The sequence below is a fragment of the Spirosoma oryzicola genome, from assembly GCF_021233055.1.
Taxonomy (GTDB): Bacteria; Bacteroidota; Bacteroidia; order Cytophagales; family Spirosomataceae; genus Spirosoma; species Spirosoma oryzicola.
In genome coordinates, this window is record NZ_CP089538.1 from 217252 (window position 1) to 232022 (window position 14771).

Below are 14771 nucleotides of genomic sequence, written 5' to 3' on the forward strand. Positions count from 1 at the left end.
AACCGGTGTCGGTTATGAGTAACCGACACCACTGACACCACCAAAACAATTCAGGTTTTATTCTTCCCAATCGAATGAGCGTTCGATCGCTTTCTGCCAGCCGCGCATGAGTCGTTTACGCTGCGCATCGTCCATTGTCGATTCGTACGTTCTGGCGACGCCCCAGTTTTGCCGAAGGTCGTCCAGATTGTGCCAGTAACCCACGGCGAGACCGGCAGCATAAGCAGCACCCAACGCTGTCGTCTCGGTCATCTGTGGACAAACGACGGGTCCGTTCAGTACATCCGCCTGAAACTGCATCAGCAATGAATTGACAACCATGCCCCCATCGACGCGCAACGATTTTAGTGATACACCCGCATCCTGTTCCATCGCCCGTACTACATCGACAGTTTGGTAAGCTGTTGCTTCCAGAACAGCCCGCGCGATATGCCCTTTGTTGACAAAGCGGGTCAGGCCGGCAATTACGCCCCGCGCGTCGGCTTTCCAGTGGGGAGCATACAGTCCCGAAAAGGCAGGGACGAAATACGCTCCGCCGTTATCGTCTACCGACCGGGCAAGCGTTTCAATATCGGTGCTTTTTTTGATAATGCCCAGATTGTCGCGCAGCCATTGCACCAGCGCGCCCGTTATGGCCACACTGCCTTCGAGCGCGTAATGAACGGGTTCGTTCTGAAACTGGTAAGCCACGGTAGTCAGCAAGCCGTAAGTCGACTCGCGGAGTTCGGTGCCGGTATTCATAAGCAGGAAGCAGCCCGTACCGTAGGTATTTTTAGCTTGTCCCGGTTCGTAACAGGTCTGTCCGACCAGCGCGGCTTGCTGATCCCCAAGAATACCCGCAATGGGTACGCCCGGCAACACCTCCGACGTGACTGTTCCGTACACTTCGCTACTGGGCCGGATTTGTGGCAACATAGCGCGGGGAACCCCAAACGTTTCCAGCAGCGAATCGTCCCAGTCGAGCGTGCGCAGGTTCATCAGTTGCGTACGACTGGCATTGGTAACGTCGGTAATATGCAAACCACCAGCGGGGCCGCCGGTCAGATTCCAGACAACGAACGTATCCATATTGCCAAAAAGCGCGTCGCCCCGTTCGGCATCAGCGCGTAAACCAGACACGTTGTCCAGCAACCATTTGAGTTTCAAACCGCTGAAATAGGTTGCTAGTGGAAGGCCCGTTTGCGGCCGAAACCGGTCTTGGCCGCCGTGCGCTGCAAACTCCGTTACCAGATCGGCGGTACGCATATCCTGCCAGACAATGGCATTGTAGTACGGCTTCCCCGTTTTACGATTCCATACGACGGTGGTTTCCCGCTGGTTGGTGATACCAATAGCGGCAATATCCTGCGTTGACAACTGCGCTTTGATGCGGGCAAGGGCGACCACTTCCAGCGTATTACGCCATATTTCTTCGGGATCGTGTTCAACCCAGCCGGGCTGCGGATAAATCTGTTTATGTTCTTTCTGAGCGAGTGAAACAATCTGGCCTTGCCGGTCGAATACTATACAACGGGTACTGGTCGTCCCCTGGTCAATGGCGGCTATGTACGTGGGCATAAAACGGTATGAATGGTCAAAACAGGTAAATACAAAAGAGCAGTCAATTTACTGGTAATGATTAGTAACTTACCGTTGGGTCCCCTATACGTTTCGTATTGAACAATCCTCAATAAATACAGATTGTATTCGTTAAAAGAAAGACACGCCCAAATTTGCCTATCTTGGGCGTGAAAATGCCTCTGCTTCATTTTTATATGAAAATCAATACGTTGTCTGTGCTACTGGTCGCATTGGGTTTAGCTACCGGGCTGGCGGGTTGCAACTCAGCCATGCAGGCGTACAAAAAAGGCGTTCGGCACTACGACGCTGGAGAATATAATTTGGCGCTCACCCAATTTCAGAAAGCGGAAAAAGGAAGTATCGATCCGGCCCGCCTGAACTATTACATGGCCGAATCGTACCGCTTGTCGAACCGCTTTGGGGAGGCCGTTCCCTTCTACCAGAAAGCTATTGAAGCCAATACGACGGAACCCGAAGCCCGCTTCAACTATGCATATGCATTGAAGTCGCAGGGGAATTACCCCGCAGCGTTGGATCAACTTCAGCAGTATGTCGCCAACGCGCCCAAAACGACGGCTAAGCCGGTACTCGACAAAGCGAAGCGCGAAATCGAAACGCTGAAAGCCATAAACATCATCGCCCAGAATAAGTCGCTGATCACGCTTAAAAACATGAGTAACCTTAACTCGCCCGGATCGGAGTTTGCGCCGGTGGTGCGGGGAGAAGAACTCGTCTTTACGGCGTCGCGGAAGGAGCAGGTTTATAAGAACAATGGTTTGCCAATGCTGGGTCTGTACAAGACCAAACTCAACCAGAAGCCCGACGAGACTGGCAACGCACCGGAATTGTTCAGCAGCAATGTTCTTCAGAACGATGTGAACGAGGGAACACCGGCTTTCTCAAAAGATGGCAAAACCATGATTCTGGCGCGTGGTAATAACGGCAAGCGCAAAGGCGGGCTGGATGTGGATCTGTACATCAGCCGCTTAGGTGAAAACAACACCTGGAGTCAGCCACTTCGTCTGCCCATCAGTGACTCAACGGCCTGGGACGGTTCACCTGCTTTCTCTGCCGATGGCAAAACGCTTTATTTTGCTTCGAATCGCGCGGGTGGTGCGGGTGGTATCGACCTGTACCGGACGAGTATCGATGCATCGGGACGGTTTAGCCGCCCGGTCAACATGGGTCGTGATATCAATACGCCCGGCGATGAAATGTTTCCCTACGTTGGACCAGACGCGAAACTGTATTTTGCTTCCGACGGACATCCGGGATTGGGTAAACTGGACGTATTTGTCGCTACCCGGTCGGGTGGGGTAACGCGGGTCGAAAATATGGGCCAGCCTATCAATTCACCCGGTGATGATTTTGGCCTGATCTATATTGAGCCGAAGAAGGGATTCCTTGCGTCCAACCGAACGGGTGGTAAAGGTGACGACGATATTTATTTCTTCCAGGAAGGCCCCGCTGCTGATACGACGACGATTGTACAGAACAAACGCGATCCGAAGCGGGTCCGTTATTTCTTAGCTGGAACTGTTTCGGCCAACGAAACGCCGATTGCCCCACTGGATTCGGCTCGTGTCCGTATTCTAGATGACGCTACCGGGCAGCCAATTGCCGAAGCGACAACGGGTCAGCCCGGTACGTTTGGTAAGTACCCGTTGCAGGAAGGCAAAGACTACACCATTCTGGCCGAGCGTAAAGGATACCTGACACGTCGGGAGCAGTTTACGATGCAGGGCAAGAGCATTCCCGAAATCTTCCTGACAAAGCCGGAGACAGACACAACGTTCAACGTAGCGATTTTGCTGGATAAAGGCACGCTGAACAAAACGTTCGTGCTGGAAAACATCTACTACGATTTTGATAAATTCAACATCCGCCCCGACGCTGCTGATGAATTGGATAAGTTAGTAACGATACTGAAAGACAACCCGACGCTTAAAATAGAATTAGGCTCCCATACGGATGCGCGGGGTAGTGATGCGCACAACGAAACGTTGTCGCAGAACCGGGCGAAATCAGCCGTCGAATACATTGCTTCGAAGGGTATCGACGCCAGTCGTCTGACCTACAAAGGGTACGGCGAAAACCAGCTGATCGTCAAAAATGCGAAGACGGAAGAGGAACACCAGCGCAACCGTCGAACCGAGTTCAAGATTCTTGAGCTATAGGCAGGCACGGGATTAGATTTGTTGAATGGGTAATTGATAAGCAGGGTCATAACAATTTGACCGGTTTACCAATTACCCATTTATCTATTTACCCGTTGTGAGCCATGAACGATAAACTCCGTCAGTTTCTAGTTGTCTTCGGCATTATCTCGCTGATCGTGACAAATTATCTGTCGAACGTAGGGGCGTTTGGCGGACAAACGAATGCCAACATCTCGGCCAAATACCCAACCCTAATTACGCCGGCTGGTTATGCCTTTTCAATCTGGGGCGTGATTTTTCTCGGCTTGCTTGCTTTTGCCATCTACCAGGCTACGCCATCGCAACGAACCAATCCGCGTTTTCGGGCTGTTGGCGGATGGGTTATCCTGAATGCGTTTTGTAATAGCATCTGGAGTCCTTTATTCAACAACGAGCGCATCGGATTAGCACTAGTGGTCATTCTAGTCATGCTATTTTCGCTGGTTATTATTGAGCAGCGTCTCCTGGCGCGGCCACATAGCCCCTTGTTGCCGGTTGATGGTGATGCAACGCTTCCTGAATCAGCAGCGTCACCAGCGGAGACGTGGCTAGCCCGGATTCCGTTTTCGCTGTATTTCGGCTGGCTAACCATTGCTACGATTGTCAACGTGGCAGTTTATCTGAAAGCTACCGATTTTAGCCTGATGGGTCTTAGTGAGCAAACCTGGGCCGTTGCTGTCCTGATCGTTGGGTTGGTTGTGGGAGCTGTTGTCTTCAATCGCTATCGAAGTGTCGCGTACATACTTGTATTTGCCTGGGCTTACGTAGCCATAGCTATCAAGCAGGAAGGTAATGGACAGGTTCCGTTGGTAGCCGGGGCCGGAGCAATTGTGGCGGTTTTGCTAGCCATTACAGGGCTTATCTCCCGAAAAACACCAAGCTATACGTAACTGCTGATCATTGACGGTTATCAAAAAAGGGCGCTTCCAGTTGGAAGCGCCCTTTTTGTAGGTAGGAGGAAATAGACTTATGCCTGTTCTTCTTCCAGTACTTCGATGCTGTTGATTTTGTCGCCCTGACGAATCTGGTCAATAACGTCCAATCCTTCGACAACCTTTCCGAAAACGGTGTGGTTACGATCCAGGTGCTGCGTATTCTGGCGGTTGTGGCAAATGAAAAACTGCGAACCACCCGTGTTGCGGCCCCGGTGTGCCATCGACAAGACACCCCGGTCATGGTATTGGTTGTCGCCCGTCAGTTCGCAATCGATCGTGTAGCCAGGACCACCCGCACCCGTACCGGTTGGGTCGCCACCCTGGATCATGAAGTTTGGGATAACGCGGTGAAACATGATACCGTCGTAGAATCCTTTCTTCGCGAGGGTAATAAAGTTATTAACCGCTTTTGGCGCGTCTTTATCGAAAAATTCGATGAGCATGCTGCCTTTGTCGGTATTCATTTTAGCCTTTGGCATAACTAAAGTCGATTTTGTTGTGACTGCAAAATTACGACGAATCGCTTTACAAAGATGTCCTTTTCCGATGATTGCAAAGAGAAGCAATAAACAAGGATTTGATAAAGTCAGAACAACGGATTAACACTATTTACAATGTACAGCCAGTCAAGTGGCTAGTCGACAGGGCAATAGTTTATCAGTTGAGACGCCTAGGTGTAACAGGCGAGTTGACCTGTCGTTGGCGAGAAGCGTATAGCGAATAGCTGTCAAGGAAAAATAGGTAGTTAATGGTAGCAAAACCATTGGTTGATGCTAGTGGTAAAGACGCTTATAAGTCTCCTGATTTCGCAAAGCTATTTTTTAAGATTTGATTTATAATTTATTCTTGGAATAAGTCAATGTGTGGTGTGTTGTTATTTGCGGCAAAGAGGATAAATTGCCTGATCGTTAAGACTTAAGAAGAAACTAAGTCTGATTTTCTTCTTGTTTTTGTTCAATTATACTCAGTTTCATCTTTTTTGTAAGTACTATTACTCCGTTGGTTTTACTTTTTTGTTGGATTCCCTACTTACCATTTTTATTCAGAATCTGTGAACATTCAACCGATTCTTATCAATTTCTAAACGTGTAACCATGAGTCTGATCTATCATGTTGTTCCGGCTAAAGACTGGGCGACGTTCGAAAATAAATCAACGTATGAAGCCGCCAGTCTCCAATCTGAAGGCTTCATTCATTTGTCAACAGAGAGTCAAGTGGCTGGTGTATTGGAACGGTACTATCAGAACGTGCCAGATCGATTACTGCTGCACATTGATCCTACACTGCTGACTGCCGAACTGAAATATGAAATTTCGACCAACAACGAGCGTTTTCCGCATCTTTATGGCCCTCTTAATAAGGAATCCGTCGTGACCGTAGAACACCTGGATTAACCGTCATAATTGACCTGTACGAAAGCGTTGTGATTGCAGGCCCTGGACGATTTGTATTTGTCAACGTGCCCCAAGCGTATTTCCAATCGGTTAAGGTCGGGTGCCCGCCACAGTTGTAACAGAATTAAGAAATCAGGCGTTTGCCGGAAAAGTTGTAGGTGCATCAGGTACGTTACGAAGCGAATCACGAACTTTACTTGCCGAAGTGGCAATTCTTAACCCAAAACAGAAACTGTCTTCAGGCTTGTGTAGTCAGGTAGAGTTCGACATAATTGTGCCCAATGCACCCGCCTAATCCCAGCCAACGCGCTTCAAATCACTTCTGAGAAACCGCACAGTGCGGTAATCGAACGTTGTCGAAAAACAGTAGCCCAACGATGAAGAAAAGTATTATTTATAGTTTATTGATTCTTGCCGTCGGTGCGCCGATTTGGTGTTACACTGCCCATGCCCAGACTACGCCACTCAATGCACCAGGTGGGGGAGTAACGGTACAGCCGGGGAGCGTTCCTGCTGGTACAACGGGTACGGTTCAACCACAAACCCCGGCCAACAACGGCGCAACCGGACCAACGACGACATCGTCCGCAGCTCCTGATCCAAACGCGGCCGCTCCGGCCTTGACAATCAGTGGCTTTCGCCGGTTCAGCGATCCGATGCTTGAGTCGTTGATTCAACTGGGTTTGGACAATAGCCCGAACCTGAAAGCGGCTTTGAGCCGGTTGGAAGAAGCCCGAATTCGGGTGCAGGTGGCGCAATCATTCCTGTCGCCTTCTTTACGAAGTTCGTTACTGGTTACCACACAAAGCCTGTCTGAGCGTCGGCCCTTATCAGTTCCAAACCAGGCTGATCAGCTGCCTCGCTTTCAGTTGAATACATTTCAGCTTTTACCCATCGACGCTAGCTACGAACTTGATTTGTTTAAGCGGATTCGGAACAGCATCACGGTGGCGAATCTGCAAGCGCAGGCCAGCGATGCTGACTATCAATCGTTTCGGCTAACACTAGCTTCCGATATTGCCCGTACGTATCTGCTTATTCGGGGTAACGATGCCGAGCAGGCAGTTTTCCGTCGGAACATTCAATCGCGGGACACAACCTTATCGATCATTCGGGAGCGCTTCCGGGTCGGGTTGATTAATAACATCGATGTACAACGGGCCGAAACGGACTATGCAAGTTTGCAAGTGACGTTGAAAGGGCTCGAACGCGCGCGTATCGAACTCGTCAACGGCTTAGCTCAGCTTTGCGCGCAGGACCCTACCCAGTTTTCGGTACCTGCCGGAACGTTGCCAGCCGCCGTACCAGCGTATCCGTACACCGCTGTGCAGGTCGAACAACTGCAACGTCGTCCTGATTTGCTACAGTTCACCCGTCAGAATCAGATTGCAACCGCTCAGGTTACGCTCCAGCAAAGTAGTACGCTACCCCGCGTAACCCTTGTTGGATCAGCGGGCGTCTTGTCGGGCCGGATCGGTCCCTGGTTTACGCCTAGTGCTGCAACGTACATAGTAGGCGTTAACGCGTCGGTACCTATTTATGAGGGGCATCGGGCTCGTCAGAACATCTCGCTTTCCAGGCAGCTTGCCCAAACGGCGCAGCAGACGTATCAGCAGGCCCTACAACTTGCTCTACGTGATGCCGAAACGGCTTTGGATAATCAGACACTTTTACGACAGCAGATTGATTTACAGGGACAAACACTAGCGCTGGCTCGTCGAACCGAGCAATATAACCGGGAATTGTATGTTCGAGGACTGGCTACGTATTTGGAGGTTCTGGATGCGCAACGTACCATTTTAACGGCTGAACAGCAGCTCGTACAGCTTAGAAGCCAGGAAAATCAGTACGCTGTAGCCCTGTTACGTGCCATTGGCGGGGATTGGTAGTTTAAATAATTTATATTTCGGTAACAATTCTGCTTTGGTAAGTAGGAAATCTGCCGTTTGTCTATGTACTTTTGCTAGCCGTGATCGTTCAGTAAAATTACTGAACTATTCCGTAGTTTTTAAGTAGAATAGTAGCGTCGCAACTTTAGCACATTCAAGTCTATTAGACCACTATCAATGAATCATACGTACGTCATCATTATGGCGGGGGGCGTTGGAACGCGCTTTTGGCCCTTTAGCCGGACCAGTTATCCAAAGCAATTTCACGATGTTTTAGGTACAGGCCGAACGCTTCTCCAGCAAACTGCGGACCGTTTCAACGGTGTTTGTCCACCTGAGAATATTTTTATCGTTACCAGCTCGTTGTACAAAGATCTGTGCCAGCAGCAACTGCCGCAGCTTTCGGACGATCAGGTACTCTGCGAACCTATTGCTCGCAATACGGCTCCCTGTATTGCATATGCTTGCTATAAAATTGCCCAGCAAGATCCGGAGGCCAATATTGTTGTGGCTCCGGCTGATCATATTATTCTTAAGGAAGAAGAGTTTCAGCGTACCATTCGTACCGCTCTGGATGCTACGCAGAACCAGGACATTCTGGTAACGCTCGGTATTCAGCCAAGCCGTCCGGATACGGGCTATGGCTACATTCAGTACATTCCTGATTCAGCACAGTCGGTTAAGAAAGTAAAAACATTTACCGAAAAGCCACACCTCGAACTGGCGCAACAGTTTGTCGAAAGTGGTGAGTTCGTCTGGAATGCGGGTATCTTCGTCTGGAACGTACAAGCGATTGTCAAAGCGTTCGAGAAATACCTTCCTGAAGTTGCCGAAATTTTTGACGAAGGGAAAGGCAAGTATTACACGAGCGAAGAAACCGCTTTTATCGACAAAGCGTACTCGCTGACTAAAAGCATTTCCATCGACAACGGTGTGATGGAAAAAGCAGACAACGTTTATGTTGTGCTTAGTGACTTTGGCTGGTCGGATCTGGGTACCTGGAAGTCTTTGTACGAGGTGTCGGATAAAAACGACGAAATGAACGTAGTAGACGGTCACGTTCTGCTATACGATACCAAAAACTGCATCATCAAAACGCCTAAAGATCGCTTAGTAGCAATTAACGGTCTGGATGGCTTTATCGTTGCCGAATACGACAACGTACTGATGATCTGTCGGAAGGAAGATGAACAGAAAGTAAAAGCCTTTGTGGCTGATGCCAAAGAGCGCGGTGTTCACTACGTGTAATTCCTAAATTAGCTCAGCACCGTCGCGGCACGTTGACAAACGGGGCCGCGACGGTGTTGACGTTTTCTGAATAAGCGTATCCTTCTTATAAAAATAGTCGGTCAGGACAATCAGACTGAAACAGCTTTCGTTAGTTTTGCGAACTACCGACTGACTTGTGAAAAAACTCTTCCTATCCATATCTATTTGCTTGCTGTGTATTGGTTTACTGACCGACTGCAACGATTCTAAGTATGCTTTCTCGCCCGGTGCCGGAGACCCTCGCATTACCGGGACCTGGCAGTTGTACGAGCGACAGTTTCCTAAGGACTCCACGTTATACACGAAAAATTATTCCTACCAGGTTGTGGTGGTGGATAAACGTAATGTTCGGGTTGTCCGTGACTCAACATTGACGTCGCGGGATACGTCTTTTTACGCCCGGCGGAGATATCGAGCCAATCCTGCGCAGACGCTGTCATTCGGTACAGATGGGACACTCACTGCCAGCGGTGATGAAATGACGTATTACACCTCGACAAAGCATTTTCGCGTCGATTCAACGCAGCAGGACGGATTGGGTGTGAATTTGTATGTCAACACGAACGGTGCCAATCAATATTTCCGACAGGGCGTTTCCTTCCAGAGCGATACACTTTTACTGAAGCCCAAATGCGAAGGAAATTGCTACCTTAAACTGTATCGCGTGCGGTAGGATGTTCTTCCAGACGAAAGAGCGGTAGATTTAGCTATATTGGCCTGTTAACATCGCTTTATATGACGCTTCTCAATCGCCGTTTCGTCGCGCTGACGGCTATTTTCGTGTGTTTATCAGCGCTCTGGCAATCAACACTTGGTCAGACAAAACCAACGCTAGCCCAACTGCGCGGACAGATCACCGAGGAACTAGCCAAGCAACGTGGTGTTTTTGCGGTCGCTTTCAAAGATTTAAGCACTGGTCAGGCGTTAATGATTCGAGAGCATGATGTATTTCATGCGGCCAGTACCATGAAAACGCCCGTTATGATTGAGATTTATAAGCAGGCTGCCCAACGTCAGTTATCGCTTACGGACTCGATTCCTATTAAAACAGAATTCAAAAGCATTGTGGATGGTAGTCCCTACAGCTTAAGCGCCAGGAATGACAGCGACACTGCTATCTACAAACAAGTTGGAACGAAGCGGACGCTTGCGTCGCTGGTTTACGACATGATTATTCTGAGCAGCAATCTGGCGACAAACCTGGTTATTGAGCAGGCCGATGCCCAGAAGGTGACGCAAACCATGCTTGAATTGGGCGCAAAAGATATCCAGGTCCGCCGGGGTGTCGAAGATTCGAAAGCATTTGCCCAGGGCCTTAATAATACCACGACGGCCTACGACCTGATGGTGATTTTTGAAAAAATGGCCAACGGTCAGGTCGTTAGTCCGGAAGCGTCAAACGCAATGATCAAGGTATTGCTCGATCAGCGATTCAACAGTAAAATTCCCGCTAAATTGCCAAAAGAAGTGAAAGTGGCGCACAAAACGGGTTCTATCGTCGGTGTCTCGCACGATTCGGGCATCGTGTTTTTACCCGATGGACGGAAGTACGTGCTGGTTCTCTTGTCGAAGGATCTCAAAGACGATCAGGCGGCTGAAAACACGTTGGCTACTGTTTCGGAAATGATCTATAACTACGTAAAAGACTAAGCGTCGTTCGTCTGCCTGCACATCCCTGCTTGCTCAGGATAACTAAGTAATTGCGGTATCGGCAGCCTAACAACGGTCGTTGTCGCCGTTGGCCTGTTACCTGCGTAAAGGTTTAGTAAAGTTTAGCCATTGCTCGTACAGGAAACGTACCGACTCCTTTAAACTTTGGCGGGATAGCGCTAAACGTAAAACGGTCGTCGGGGAGCGAAGACAAGTTGCACAAATGTTCGACGATTAAAATGGACGCACCTAGTAACGTGGTGTGTACCGGACGGCTTTTACCGCGTGTATCGTCGATGTTATGGGAGTCGATACCGACTAGTTTTACGCCACAATCACGTAAATAGTCAGCCGCTTCACTTGTCAGAAACGGATGATTCTCGTAATAGTTGGCCGTGTTCCAGAACTGATCCCAGCCGGTATGAATAAGAACCGCCCGATTCCTGACTTCGTACGATTGCACGTGAGCTTTCGTAATAGACAGTGTTTCGGTGTAGGGCACTCGAATAACAATACCTTCCAGATCGGTAAACGCTTCCAGGCCGGTTTCAGACAGGTCTTTGCCGTTTTCGAACCGATGAAACGGGCAGTCCAGATAAGTACCTGTATTGGTGACCATCTCGATCCTGCCAATCTGAAACTCTGTGCCTTCCTCGTAAAGCTGACGCGATTTTTCGCGGCTCAGGTAATCGCAGATGATAGGGGCGGGGAGACCCTTGTACGTCACGAGGCCATCTTCAATGGTATGGCTTAGATCGATCAACCGATTTTGCTGTCCAGTACCTTCAATAGGCTTTCGTTTATGCGCTTCAGCAATGATTTCTTTGTTCAGGATTTTGGCAGGACCCACCATAAGTAGGCGCAAGTCAGCAATGATGTACTCTAGTAAGTCGGCGTCTGAAATATCGTCTCCTGCAATATCCAGTCTAAAATCTTCGCCGGTTAAATTACCACCGTTGGTGAATTGAATCTCGAAATCGAACTTAACGCGCTTCTGCATAAATTGACAACTACAAGGGTTTACCCGCTTCTATAATTACTTCTGCATAGCTTCCCAACCCTGCGCACGAATCGGTGTTTGCTGACCTGCTTTGGTAGCCAGCGTTATCTGATTCGGGTCGTTCGTCAAATAACCAATCGCCGTTATACGCGGGTTATTGGCTAGTTTGTCAAATTCCTGCGGACAGACCGTAAACAGTAATTCATAATCCTCGCCACCGTTGAGTGAAGCCGTTATAGGGCTGATCTTAAATTCATCGGCCCCCAAATGCGTCTGATCATCAACCGGAATGTTTTCATCAAAAATCACCGCTCCCGTACCGGATTGGCGGCAAATGTGAAGCAGTTCAGAAGCTAGTCCGTCCGAAATATCGATCATGGCCGTAGGAAGAACACCCAGGTCGCGAAGCTCATGCACAACGTCGGTGCGTGCATCAGGACGGAGTTGCCGTTCTACCAGATAAGCGCGTTCTTCCGAAAGATTGGGTTGCATGTTCGGATCGGCCAGAAAAACCTGCTTCTCGCGCTCCAGCAGCTGAAGGCCAAGGTAAGCGGCTCCAAGATCGCCCGTTACGCAAATCACATCGTTGGGCTGGGCGGTGTTCCGGTACGTGATCAGCTCTTTAGGTACTTTGCCCAGCACCGAAACCGAGATGATCAGTCCCGACCTTGAGGCCGTGGTATCACCACCCACCAGATCAACGTTGTAGGCTTCGCAAGCTGCCCGGATGCCCTCGTACAATTCATCAACGGCCTCAACCGGGAATCGGCTGCTCAGGCCAATGTTGACCGTAACCTGAATCGGCAGGCCATTCATCGCTGCAATGTCCGATACGTTGACGGCAATGGCTTTGTAGCCGAGGTGTTTCAGGGGGACATACGTCAGGTCGAAATGAATACCTTCAACGAGCATGTCGGTCGCCAGCAAACCGTAGTCGTCACCCCAGTCAAAAACAGCTGCATCGTCGCCGATACCGCGAACCGTTTCGGCATGGGCGGGAGCCGGAGTTGCCTGTCGGATACGCTCAATCAGGCCAATTTCGCCAATAGTATTAAGATCAGTCATAAGTTTGCAGGCGATTTACGGACTAGTAAACCACTAAAAAAGCCGTTCCTGTTGACATACGGAACGGCTTAATCAAAAAAATGGTTTGCGCGCTTACGGATTCGTCAGCGTATATTTCACGATTTGACCCCCTGTTTTCTGGGTAGTTGTCGTCTGGGTAATCACCAACTCATTATCGCTAATCGAATTGATTGTGAAATCGAGTTTGCCGGTGGTGTTACCACTTATCGGGGGGCTTATATTTGAGAAGGAAAGTTGTGTATCCGATGGAACTGAGTACTGGCCCGTAAAAGAAGTTCCTTCAAAATCGGTGAAGGTAACGGTAGGCGCTGCGCTTAAATTCAGCTGGTAATTAGCGTAACCTGGCCGAACATTGCTCGTTGCTCCTTTTGTATAAACAGTAACGTTGTTCCATTCAATTTTACTGGCTGTCCACACTTTAGCAATTCGTTCAGAAACCGGAGGGGTTTTGGAACCACTGCAACCCATCAGCAAACCAATAACGGCTATTGCCGAGAGAAAAGCAGTGAAAGAAGTCTTTTTCATTGTAAATTGTTGCATATAACAGAAGTGGCTAAAGTTACACTATTTTTGTTTTCGCCTGCAACTTTCAGGCACTCAATAATTAGTTGGTCCGACTGAACGGTTATACAAATGCTTACTGATTCGGCAAAGCCGAAAGAATACACCCGAGCGCAACTGGCCCTTCGCAATGGCTCCGACCGCGACGAGATCTGGTGCGCCTACGCTGGCCTGATCTATGACGTATCGGCCTCCCGACTTTGGCGTACGGGTAAACATTACGAACACTGGGCTGGGCAAGACCTGACGGCTGAACTAGCCGACGCTCCCCACGCTGATTGGGTATTCGCCCGCTTTCCCATAGTAGGACGGCTTCTGTAAGCTATCACAAATCAGAGGCCACAAACGCTACATAATGACTACGATTCTCATCGCCGACAGCGGTTCAACCAAAACCGACTGGCGTCTTGTTAGCGCTGATGAAACTCCCCGCGCTATTCAAACGAATGGCTTCAATCCCTATTATCAAACAACCGAACAGATTATTGATACGCTACGCGTTCAGTTGCTGCCGGAGCTAAATGGCCAAACCGTAACCGCTGTGTTTTTCTACGGGGCTGGATGCAGCGGGCCGTCGGTAAACTATGTTATCGCCGATGCGTTGCGGGCGATTCTGCCTGCTGTGAGTCTTGTCGAGGTGAACAGCGATATGTTGGGAGCCGCTCGCGGAGCCGCCGGACGTGAGCAGGGCATCGTTTGTATCTTAGGAACAGGTTCCAATGCGTGCTGTTACGATGGCTACGACATCAAGCGTGGTATCCAGACGCTGGGCTTCTGGCTTGGTGATGAAGGTAGTGGCGGTTACATGGGTAAAACGCTCGTCCGGGATTTTTTCCAGGAACGGCTACCGGCTCACCTGCGCGACAGTTTTCAGGCTCGTTATGCGCTTGACCGGCCAACGCTGTTGGAAAATGCGTACCAGAAACCCTACCCGAACCGTTATTTCGCGTCGTTCACGCCTTTCTTATCCGATCACTTGGCCGATGAATACGTCGATACGTTAGTGACCGATGCGTTTATTTTATTTCTGTCAACCTACGTCACTCGCTTCCCCGAATCCAGACAGTGGCCAGTGCATTTTGTTGGGTCAATTGCGTATTATTTCGGGGATCAGCTCCGTAAAGCCGTTCAACAAACCGGTTTGCTGATGGGCCGTGTCGTAAAGGCTCCCGCTACGGAGCTGGTTAATTTTCATCGGGAGACTGCATAATGTACCTTTGCGGTGGGGT

Annotated in this window: 15 protein-coding genes; 9 read left to right on the forward strand and 6 right to left on the reverse strand. The window is 49.5% G+C overall.

Going from position 1 to position 14771, the window contains the following annotated elements:
• Positions 1 to 57: 57 nt before the first annotated feature.
• On the reverse strand, positions 58 to 1557 hold the full coding sequence (gene glpK / locus LQ777_RS00845) for a glycerol kinase GlpK (RefSeq protein ID WP_232560628.1): 1500 nt from the start codon (positions 1555 to 1557) through the stop codon (positions 58 to 60).
• A 197-nt stretch (positions 1558 to 1754) separates the two neighbouring features.
• Between glpK and LQ777_RS00850 the strand changes: the two genes are divergently transcribed.
• Together LQ777_RS00850 and LQ777_RS00855 are read left to right on the forward strand one after the other, a co-directional pair.
• Positions 1755 to 3737, forward strand: coding sequence for a CHU_0125 family OmpA-like outer membrane integrity protein (locus tag LQ777_RS00850; RefSeq protein WP_232560629.1), 1983 nt, complete (start codon positions 1755 to 1757; stop codon positions 3735 to 3737).
• A gap of 104 nt (positions 3738 to 3841) precedes the next feature.
• Positions 3842 to 4648, forward strand: coding sequence for a tryptophan-rich sensory protein (locus LQ777_RS00855; protein WP_232560630.1), 807 nt, complete (start codon positions 3842 to 3844; stop codon positions 4646 to 4648).
• 77 nt (positions 4649 to 4725) lie between these two features.
• On the opposite strand, the gene LQ777_RS00860 is transcribed toward LQ777_RS00855, so the two are convergent.
• Positions 4726 to 5172: a peptidylprolyl isomerase gene (locus tag LQ777_RS00860; RefSeq protein ID WP_232560631.1), complete on the reverse strand. Its 447-nt coding sequence runs from the start codon at positions 5170 to 5172 to the stop codon at positions 4726 to 4728.
• A 615-nt stretch (positions 5173 to 5787) separates the two neighbouring features.
• Between LQ777_RS00860 and LQ777_RS00865 the strand changes: the two genes are divergently transcribed.
• Positions 5788 to 6087, forward strand: a complete 300-nt coding sequence (locus tag LQ777_RS00865) for a DUF952 domain-containing protein (RefSeq protein WP_232560632.1) — start codon at positions 5788 to 5790, stop codon at positions 6085 to 6087.
• Here LQ777_RS00865 and LQ777_RS00870 read toward each other — a convergent pair.
• Positions 6084 to 6275, reverse strand: coding sequence for a hypothetical protein (locus tag LQ777_RS00870; RefSeq protein ID WP_232560633.1), 192 nt, complete (start codon positions 6273 to 6275; stop codon positions 6084 to 6086). The genes LQ777_RS00865 and LQ777_RS00870 overlap by 4 nt on opposite strands.
• Before the next feature lie 189 nt (positions 6276 to 6464).
• Here LQ777_RS00870 and LQ777_RS00875 point away from each other — a divergent pair, with 189 nt between their 5' ends.
• The 4 genes from LQ777_RS00875 (at position 6465) to LQ777_RS00890 (ending at position 10895) form a co-directional block, all read left to right on the forward strand.
• Complete coding sequence (locus tag LQ777_RS00875; protein ID WP_232560634.1) at positions 6465 to 7976, forward strand: TolC family protein; 1512 nt, start codon at positions 6465 to 6467, stop codon at positions 7974 to 7976.
• Positions 7977 to 8153: 177 nt separating this feature from the next.
• The gene (locus tag LQ777_RS00880; RefSeq protein ID WP_232560635.1) at positions 8154 to 9224 is read left to right on the forward strand and encodes a mannose-1-phosphate guanylyltransferase; all 1071 of its coding nucleotides are present in this window, start codon (positions 8154 to 8156) and stop codon (positions 9222 to 9224) included.
• A 157-nt stretch (positions 9225 to 9381) separates the two neighbouring features.
• Positions 9382 to 9918: a hypothetical protein gene (locus tag LQ777_RS00885; RefSeq protein WP_232560636.1), complete on the forward strand. Its 537-nt coding sequence runs from the start codon at positions 9382 to 9384 to the stop codon at positions 9916 to 9918.
• A gap of 62 nt (positions 9919 to 9980) precedes the next feature.
• A complete protein-coding gene (locus tag LQ777_RS00890) occupies positions 9981 to 10895 on the forward strand; it encodes a serine hydrolase (RefSeq protein WP_232560637.1) in 915 nt (304 codons plus the stop codon).
• A gap of 112 nt (positions 10896 to 11007) precedes the next feature.
• On the opposite strand, the gene LQ777_RS00895 is transcribed toward LQ777_RS00890, so the two are convergent.
• The 3 genes from LQ777_RS00895 to LQ777_RS00905 all read right to left on the reverse strand — a co-directional run bounded on the left by LQ777_RS00895 (position 11008) and on the right by LQ777_RS00905 (position 13506).
• Positions 11008 to 11895 carry a cyclase family protein gene (locus LQ777_RS00895; protein ID WP_232560638.1) on the reverse strand — a complete coding sequence of 296 codons (888 nt, stop codon included), beginning with the start codon at positions 11893 to 11895 and terminating at the stop codon, positions 11008 to 11010.
• Positions 11896 to 11931: 36 nt separating this feature from the next.
• Entirely contained in the window at positions 11932 to 12960 is a 1029-nt protein-coding gene (gene thiL, locus LQ777_RS00900) for a thiamine-phosphate kinase (protein ID WP_232560639.1), read from the reverse strand.
• Positions 12961 to 13053: 93 nt separating this feature from the next.
• Positions 13054 to 13506 carry a hypothetical protein gene (locus LQ777_RS00905; protein ID WP_232560640.1) on the reverse strand — a complete coding sequence of 151 codons (453 nt, stop codon included), beginning with the start codon at positions 13504 to 13506 and terminating at the stop codon, positions 13054 to 13056.
• A 108-nt stretch (positions 13507 to 13614) separates the two neighbouring features.
• Between LQ777_RS00905 and LQ777_RS00910 the strand changes: the two genes are divergently transcribed.
• Positions 13615 to 13863: a cytochrome b5 domain-containing protein gene (locus tag LQ777_RS00910; protein ID WP_232560641.1), complete on the forward strand. Its 249-nt coding sequence runs from the start codon at positions 13615 to 13617 to the stop codon at positions 13861 to 13863.
• A 34-nt stretch (positions 13864 to 13897) separates the two neighbouring features.
• Positions 13898 to 14752, forward strand: a complete 855-nt coding sequence (locus LQ777_RS00915; protein ID WP_232560642.1) for an N-acetylglucosamine kinase — start codon at positions 13898 to 13900, stop codon at positions 14750 to 14752.
• Positions 14753 to 14771: the final 19 nt, after the last annotated feature.

What these genes read in the sequence shown, in the direction of transcription:
- glpK (WP_232560628.1), bottom strand. Translation starts at nt 1,557, where the DNA reads ATGCCCACGTACATAGCCGCCATTGACCAGGGGACGACCAGTACCCGT.
- LQ777_RS00850 (WP_232560629.1), top strand. Translation starts at nt 1,755, where the DNA reads ATGAAAATCAATACGTTGTCTGTGCTACTGGTCGCATTGGGTTTAGCT.
- LQ777_RS00855 (WP_232560630.1), top strand. Translation starts at nt 3,842, where the DNA reads ATGAACGATAAACTCCGTCAGTTTCTAGTTGTCTTCGGCATTATCTCG.
- LQ777_RS00860 (WP_232560631.1), bottom strand. Translation starts at nt 5,172, where the DNA reads ATGCCAAAGGCTAAAATGAATACCGACAAAGGCAGCATGCTCATCGAA.
- LQ777_RS00865 (WP_232560632.1), top strand. Translation starts at nt 5,788, where the DNA reads ATGAGTCTGATCTATCATGTTGTTCCGGCTAAAGACTGGGCGACGTTC.
- LQ777_RS00875 (WP_232560634.1), top strand. Translation starts at nt 6,465, where the DNA reads ATGAAGAAAAGTATTATTTATAGTTTATTGATTCTTGCCGTCGGTGCG.
- LQ777_RS00880 (WP_232560635.1), top strand. Translation starts at nt 8,154, where the DNA reads ATGAATCATACGTACGTCATCATTATGGCGGGGGGCGTTGGAACGCGC.
- LQ777_RS00890 (WP_232560637.1), top strand. Translation starts at nt 9,981, where the DNA reads ATGACGCTTCTCAATCGCCGTTTCGTCGCGCTGACGGCTATTTTCGTG.
- LQ777_RS00895 (WP_232560638.1), bottom strand. Translation starts at nt 11,895, where the DNA reads ATGCAGAAGCGCGTTAAGTTCGATTTCGAGATTCAATTCACCAACGGT.
- thiL (WP_232560639.1), bottom strand. Translation starts at nt 12,960, where the DNA reads ATGACTGATCTTAATACTATTGGCGAAATTGGCCTGATTGAGCGTATC.
- LQ777_RS00905 (WP_232560640.1), bottom strand. Translation starts at nt 13,506, where the DNA reads ATGAAAAAGACTTCTTTCACTGCTTTTCTCTCGGCAATAGCCGTTATT.
- LQ777_RS00910 (WP_232560641.1), top strand. Translation starts at nt 13,615, where the DNA reads ATGCTTACTGATTCGGCAAAGCCGAAAGAATACACCCGAGCGCAACTG.
- LQ777_RS00915 (WP_232560642.1), top strand. Translation starts at nt 13,898, where the DNA reads ATGACTACGATTCTCATCGCCGACAGCGGTTCAACCAAAACCGACTGG.